The organism is Psychrobacillus sp., from assembly GCF_056205495.1.
Map to the genome: position 1 here is coordinate 1 of NZ_JBAEAP010000418.1, position 7,145 is coordinate 7,145.

At 37.0% G+C, this 7,145-nt stretch carries 8 protein-coding genes and 1 pseudogene; 2 read left to right on the top strand and 7 right to left on the bottom strand.

Annotation, left to right across the window (positions count from 1 at the left end; all coding sequences use genetic code 11):
• From dctP to AC06OU_RS12295, 6 genes are all read right to left on the bottom strand, one after another.
• The coding region (gene dctP, locus AC06OU_RS12270; RefSeq protein WP_475856105.1) for a TRAP transporter substrate-binding protein DctP at positions 1-375 on the bottom strand (375 nt) is incomplete at its 3' end.
• A complete protein-coding gene (locus AC06OU_RS12275; RefSeq protein WP_298472180.1) occupies positions 372-1,280 on the bottom strand; it encodes a hydroxymethylglutaryl-CoA lyase in 909 nt (302 codons plus the stop codon). The genes dctP and AC06OU_RS12275, both read right to left, overlap by 4 nt.
• A 1-nt stretch (position 1,281) precedes the next feature.
• Complete coding sequence (locus tag AC06OU_RS12280) at positions 1,282-2,484, bottom strand: CaiB/BaiF CoA transferase family protein (protein ID WP_342567415.1); 1,203 nt, start codon at positions 2,482-2,484, stop codon at positions 1,282-1,284.
• Positions 2,485-3,153 (bottom strand): GntR family transcriptional regulator, encoded by a 669-nt coding sequence (locus tag AC06OU_RS12285; RefSeq protein ID WP_342567414.1) that lies wholly within the window; start codon positions 3,151-3,153, stop codon positions 2,485-2,487.
• A gap of 454 nt (positions 3,154-3,607) precedes the next feature.
• Positions 3,608-4,555, bottom strand: a complete 948-nt coding sequence (gene hemH, locus AC06OU_RS12290; RefSeq protein ID WP_475856107.1) for a ferrochelatase — start codon at positions 4,553-4,555, stop codon at positions 3,608-3,610.
• 93 nt (positions 4,556-4,648) lie between these two features.
• A complete protein-coding gene (locus AC06OU_RS12295) occupies positions 4,649-5,305 on the bottom strand; it encodes a vWA domain-containing protein (protein WP_475856108.1) in 657 nt (218 codons plus the stop codon).
• Between the two features lie 208 nt (positions 5,306-5,513).
• Here AC06OU_RS12295 and AC06OU_RS12300 point away from each other — a divergent pair, with 208 nt between their 5' ends.
• Both AC06OU_RS12300 and AC06OU_RS12305 read left to right on the top strand, forming a co-directional pair.
• A complete protein-coding gene (locus AC06OU_RS12300) occupies positions 5,514-6,569 on the top strand; it encodes a YeeE/YedE family protein (protein WP_169360088.1) in 1,056 nt (351 codons plus the stop codon).
• Between the two features lie 18 nt (positions 6,570-6,587).
• Positions 6,588-6,812 carry a sulfurtransferase TusA family protein gene (locus AC06OU_RS12305; RefSeq protein WP_169360055.1) on the top strand — a complete coding sequence of 75 codons (225 nt, stop codon included), beginning with the start codon at positions 6,588-6,590 and terminating at the stop codon, positions 6,810-6,812.
• A 42-nt stretch (positions 6,813-6,854) separates the two neighbouring features.
• On the opposite strand, the pseudogene AC06OU_RS12310 reads toward AC06OU_RS12305, so the two are convergent.
• Positions 6,855-7,145: pseudogene (locus tag AC06OU_RS12310) on the bottom strand (RNase III inhibitor); the annotation flags it as partial.

Genomic DNA, 7,145 nt, shown 5'->3' on the forward strand with positions numbered 1-7,145 from the left:
AAAGACATAAGGCACGTCAAATACTCCCATTACAGGTACTGTACTTGCCCAAAGAGTTGAAGAATTTACTCCCATCTCTACACCACCAGTTAATATAGACTGGTTCATCTCTTTATCAGTTAATAACTGACCAGATGGATATACTTGCATTTTTATAGCACCACCTGATTTTTCCATAACATCTTTTGCAAATTGTTCAATACCTATTGCCACATGATGATCTGCAGGCAAATTATAGGCTAAGCGAATTGTAGTTTCTTCAAATCCTTTTACATCTGAACTGACTGCCTTAGTTTCTCCATCACTAGAACTACATGCCGATAATAGTAAAGTTACTATAGTGATAAAAGAAAGAGTTTTCCACAGTTTTTTCATTTTATTTCCTCCCTAATAATATTTCTCTCGATATGCCTAATACGTCCCAAAGGGTTCTTCGAAGATAAATTTGCAGCAAAATCTGCTGCATTTATTAATTCATTTAAATCTAAGCCTGTACTAATGTTCATTCGATGAAATAAGTAAACTAAATCTTCTGTTGCTAAATTACCTGCAGCGCCTGGGGCAAAGGGACATCCACCAATTCCAGAAACCGCTGTTTCAAAAATGCGAATACCGGCTTCATAAGCACTGTAGGCGTTTGCCAATCCAAGACCCCTTGTGTCGTGTAAATGAATTGCTACAGCTGTATCACCTACAATACCCAAGACTTCCTCACTTAGGGCTTTTACCTGGTTAGGTGTTGCAATACCTATCGTATCTGCAATAGTAATCCGATCTACACCAATTTCCTTTACTCTTTCCACTAATTCAACAACTTTTGATTTATCCACATCTCCTTCATAAGGACAACCAAAACTAACAGCAATTGAAAAATTAGTCTTAATTCCCGCTTGTTTAGCTTCCTGTTTAATTAATTTAAATTGCTTCAAACTCTCTTCAATCGTGAAGCCAATATTTTTTTGATTAAATGTCTCTGTTGCTGAACTGACCCAGTTTATTTCTGAGAGGTTGAATTCTTTCAGTCGTTGAAATCCCTTATAGTTCGGGACCAATGCAATTGCTTCAAAACTTCCTAATTTTGCTGATTCTTGGACAACCAATTCTGCATCCGCCATCTGGGGAACTTTTTTAGGATGAACAAATGAAGTAATTTCAATAGAGCTAACCCTTGCTTTTAGTAATCTATTAATCAATTCAACTTTTTCTTTAACCGATATAATTTTAGAGTCGTTTTGTAGTCCATCACGAGGACTGACGTCAATAATTTTCACATCGGTCATATTAAATCACTCCCTTTTCTTTAAATGTTTTGAACTCTTCCACTGACATATTTAAAAATTTAGTATAAATTTCTTCGTTATGCTCCCCTAGTTTAGGTCCACTCCACTCAATTTTCCCAGGAGTTTCAGAGAGCTTGGGTACAATTCCAGGCATTAAAACCTGTGCGCCATTTTGTATTTCAATTTTTTGTAACATATCGCGAGCAATGTATTGCTCATCCTCAATAATCTCCTTGATTCCATAAATCGGTCCTACCGGAACAGATGCATTATCGAGAATATGTTGCACTTCTTTTAATGGAAGCTGCCTTGTCCATTCTTCAATAGCACCATCAATAAACTCTACATTATCTGCGCGTCCTTGATTAGTTGAATACAAAGTGTTGGTTGCTATGTCTTCTCTACCAATAGCTTTCATTAATCTCTGAAAAATTTTGTCCCCATTTCCCCCTATGACTATGTGCTTTCCATCTTTGCACATGTATGTATTGGAAGGTGCTATTCCCGGAAGTGTACTACCTGTTCTCTCTCTAACAACGCCTGTTAAATCGTATTCTGGTAAAATTCCCTCTAGTAAACTAAAAACAGACTCATAGAGAGCTACATCAACTAGTTGCCCATTCTTTAAAGGGTGATTATCCCTAGCTCTGAGCGACATAAGAGTACCAATTACAGCATATAATCCAGCTATCAAGTCCCCTAAAGCTATCCCTACTCTGACTGGAGGTAAATCTGGATAACCAGTTAAGTACCTCAAACCTCCAATTGCTTCGGCAACACTTCCAAATCCAGCCTTTTCTTTATACGGTCCGGTCTGACCGTACCCAGAGATTCGCGTCATAATAATTGATTTATTTATTTCTTTAAGGTCTTCATAGCCTAACCCCCATCTTTCTAGAGTTCCTGGTTTAAAGTTCTCAAGAACGACATCCACTTTGCCCACAAGATCCCGAACTATATCCTGTCCTTCAGACTCACGCAAATTTACGGTAATCGACTTTTTATTTCTTGATTGTACGTACCACCAAACGGAAGTATCCTCGTGCATCACCCGCCAACTTCTTAAAGGGTCACCATTTTTAGGTTCTTCTACTTTTATTACTTCTGCACCAAACTCCGCAAACAATTTCCCCGCAAATGGAGCAGCCACTAAATTGCCTAATTCCAATACTTTAATTCCTTCTAACGGTTTTTTTGACGACAATTATTTCACCTCTTTTTTTCTACATAATTCCATAAATAAATTGTAATCGCTTTCAATATGGATTTTCATATACTTACGAGCACCTTCGCTATCTTGATCTACAATGGCTTGAAATATTTTTTGATGTTCTATATAAGCTTGTTCAACATGAAAAGGATTTTCCTCTATTATGGACTTTCTATAAAAACCATTAATACCTCTTAGGTGAGAAACCATACTAATCAGCCATTGGTTATTGCTAGCTTGAACAATTGCCTCGTGAAAATTCAAAAGCTCATCGTCTTTACTAGTTGAACCGGCTTCAAGATTTTTACCTTTAAGCAACGCAGCCCTTATCGTCTCTAATTGTTCTGATGACCTTCTCTTCGCGGCATAAAAAGATGAAAGCGGTTCCATTTCTACGCGACATTCATACATATGTTGAAAATCTTGCATAGTGGGTTTTACTACTGTAACTCCTCCTGTTTTTTTTACTTTCAGAAGTCCATCTTTCTCAAGCATTCTAATTGATTCTCTAATTGGGCTCCTACTAACTTCTAAATCGTTAGATATCTTCTCTTCTATTAATCTTTCACCCGGTCTTAACTTTCCCGTCATTATTTGATTTTTCAAGTAGTTATAAACTTGGGTCTTTAAATTCGGATTTTTTTTTATACCTGTCGACAACATTACCCCTCCCGTTTTAATTGTAGACTGTATACAACTTTCATATTTTAAAGAATAATCAAAAAACTTTAAATAGTCAATATATCTTTTAGCATTAAATGAATTATTATATTTTGCTATGTATTTATAACTGATGAGCCAAATAAAACAACAAACTTTATTTTAATAATTTTGTGGTAGATGGGGAAATCACAACAAAGCAATAAACAGAAAGTCTTATCGGACGATACTTTGGAAATATATACTGATAAAAAATTTTATTAATTACTATTAATCCAAAAGCAATTATAAACTTTGAACATCCTTCTTCTTTATTACTTTTGCCTTAATGGTTTTTGTTTTATTGATTTAAAAAGGGCTATTTTAGTGGGATGAGTGAGACAGATAAGACAACACTAACGCACGGAAGCGATGGTAGTGGCTTATCGCTCACCACACGGAAAGCACCAGATTATCTCTAATCTTTTATTCCCTTAATTTTCATAGTTAGTTGCTCCCTCACTATCTCCCCTAATGCATTTACGGTATCAAATGAATCACCGGGAAACTCAGCTCGGACAAATTCTACCTTTAGCTCCTCACTAACAAGTTGGGCATCTCTCCCGATTTCAAAATATGACTCCATGTCTGCCACCACAGATAAAAGCTCACATGTTACAAATCCGCGAGCTCCCACCTCTACTAGTGATCGAATGATATCCTTCACATCGGGGCCAAGCCAGCCAACCTTACTACTGGCACTGCGATAAGACAACATCCAGTTAGATATACCTGCTTCACTCGCTACTGCCTGAGCCATTGCTTGAAATTGTTCAATATATTTATCATTTCCTTTCGGATTAAGCGGTTGGCTATGAACCGTAAATAATACAAATGCATTTTCTTGCACATGTGCAGGAAGCCATCTAAAGGCACGTCTCAATCGATCGCCATACACCGAAATAATCGCTGGATGCGTATTCCAACCTTTTATATGAATAAGTTCTTTATTAACTCCTGATTTTGCAAGAAAATCCTCTACCTCTTTTTGATACACACCAGCGCCAGTAGGTGAAAATATAGGGTTAACTGAAAAAGTAACAATTGTCTCCACTTGGTCATCTAACATTCTTTGGAGTGTTTCTTCTAAAAACGGAGAAGTGTGCTTGTAGGCATTGTATACTTTGATTGCTTTTGAGTGGCTATTCAATACTTTTTCTAGACCTTGAGCAATTCGCGCGGAATGTGCACCTAATGGGTCATTCGATCCAAACGCACGATATCTTTTTACAAAGTCCTCAATCATCTTTGTCGTTACTTCTTTCCCATGTATGAGGTGGGCAAAAAAATCGGGCAAATCATCTATCGATTTTGGAGCTCCATACGCATAAAAAATAATACCAATCATTGTGCTTTCAACTCCCATCTAATTCAACACCCTTGGAAAACTACATGCCAGTAGTCCACTAACTAAAAAAAAGAAAAGGCCAGTCGCTTTTGACTAACCTTATTATATGAATCATTTTCGATGTTGCTTGCGACTCGCGTAATCGGTTTCTATTCCCTTTTTCCACGATTTATTTATTTTTGCTCCATTACGATAAGAGGAAACAACATCACTAACTGATTCATAATTCAAGCGCGTCCCTTCTTTATCCGCGTGGTATTTAACAGCAAACTCCTCTGTAATCCCAAAGTTAGCAGCAGTTGTAATTGCATCAATATTAGCACCGAGGAATATGAATTCCCAACCGTATTTCTCCTTCTGATATGAAATCATGGAGCGGATTTTTTCATAATTGTACTCACAGCTTGAATTTTCCATCCCATCTGTTGTAATAACAAAGAGCACCCTATTGGCCCGCTCTTCATAGCTTGTTCTCTTTTGTATATTCCCTATTTTCTGTATGGATGACCCAATCGCATCAAGTAAGGCAGTCATTCCACCTACTTGATAGTCTCTATCCATCATGGACGAAACGCCCTTTATATTTATCCTGTCATGTAATAATTCATAGTTATCACTAAATAAAACTGTTGTAACTATAGCCTCTCCCTCCTCCTTTTTCTGTTTAGCAAGCATCGCATTAAATCCTCCTATCGTATCTGCCTCTAATCCAGCCATTGAACCACTCTTATCCAAGATAAATACTAACTCCGTTACATTCTTCTTCATTAGGTTAACCCCCATTTGTTTTTTGTTTACAAATGAATAATATCAATTGAGACAATGTAAAAGGTCGCTTGAAAAGCGACAATTATCTATTCCACATATTGGCGATAATTTTTTTAAGCAAAATAATTGTCATATTTACTTTTCCAATGTAATATAATCCTATCAGTTTAGTAAGAATTAAAGAGAAGGCGGGATAAGCGTGATACAAATGCTCATTACAGGTTTATTTTGTGGGGCGTTATTAGGATTCGTCATGCAACGAGGAAGATTTTGTTTGACTGGCGGTTTCCGTGATATGTACTTAACAAAAGACAATCGCATGTTTTATGCGTTATTAATAGCAATTGCCGTACAAAGTGTCGGTGTGTATACATTAATAGAGTTAGGCGTGTTTGAATTTAATGCTGGTACTCTACCATTAGTTGCAATAATTATAGGATCATTCATTTTTGGTATTGGTATTGTGTTAGCCGGTGGTTGTGCGACGGGAACGTGGTACCGTGCTGGTGAAGGCTTAATCGGGAGCTGGATAGCCTTAGCAGGATATATGCTAATGGCAGCTATTATGAAAACAGGGGTATTAGTACCTTTAAACAATAAAATAAGTTCTTCTCAGCTACCATCTAACTCCATTCCAGAAACACTTGGAATCAACGTATGGATTTTAATAGGTATTCTAGTAGCAGTAGTAGGATGGATCGTCTATAAAGAAGTTACAAAACCAAAAGTTTTTATCCCATCTTTAAAGCCAAAAAGAACTGGATTGGCACATATTTTATTTGAAAAACGCTGGCACCCATTTGTAACTGCAGTTTTAATCGGGGCTATTGCAGTGTTAGCTTGGCCGTTAAGCGTTGCTACTGGACGTATTGGTGGTCTAGGAATTACAACTCCATCAGCTAATATCCTTCAATATTTAACAACAGGAGACACAGCATTTATCAATTGGGGTGTATTTTTAGTCCTTGGTATTTTCATTGGGTCATTTATCGCAGCAAAAGCTAGCCGTGAGTTCCGTTTTAGAATGCCAGATGTTAAAACTGGTATTAATAGCTTTGTTGGTGGTAATTTAATGGGCTTCGGTGCTAGTTTAGCAGGCGGATGCTCAATTGGTAATGGTTTAGTAATGACTGCCATGATGACTTGGCAGGGCTGGATTGCTCTAGCATTTATGATTTTAGGTACTTGGACGGCTGTATACTTCGTTTTTGTACGTGGACGTAAAAAGAATAAAGCAATGAAAGCAAGTGTAAAAACTGCATAAAAAAGGAGAGATTTTGAAATGAAACAAGTATTAGAAGTTATGGGTATGGTTTGTCCATTCCCTTTAGTAGAAGCAAAAGAGGCTATCGCAGAAATGAGCTCAGGTGACGAGCTTGTAATCGAATTTGACTGTACCCAAGCAACTGAAAGTATCCCTCGCTGGGCAGCAGAAGAAGGTCACACAATTACTAACTACGAGCAGCTAAGTGATGCTGCATGGACAATTACTGTTCAAAAGAAATAATAAATTAGGACGATCCAGACATCAGTCAGGGTCGTCCTTTTTTTATGCACCTAACAAGTCTTGGTCAAAGCTAAACAAAGCCTCATTAATTTCAAATATATTATAGTTTTGTTGTTGAATAAAGTACTCAATAATAACATCAAATTTATGGCTTCTAGATAATGTGTATCCTGCCTTTTCTAATAGACTATTCGTTTCTTCAAGGTTTAATCGAAGGGATATGGCAAAAGCTACTACTGTTTTCTTTAATGGAGTATACTCCTTGTTATTTCTTATTTTCGAAAACAGGCGTCGGTCAATGTTTGCATTTTTGTAGACAGAAACATCGGTCAT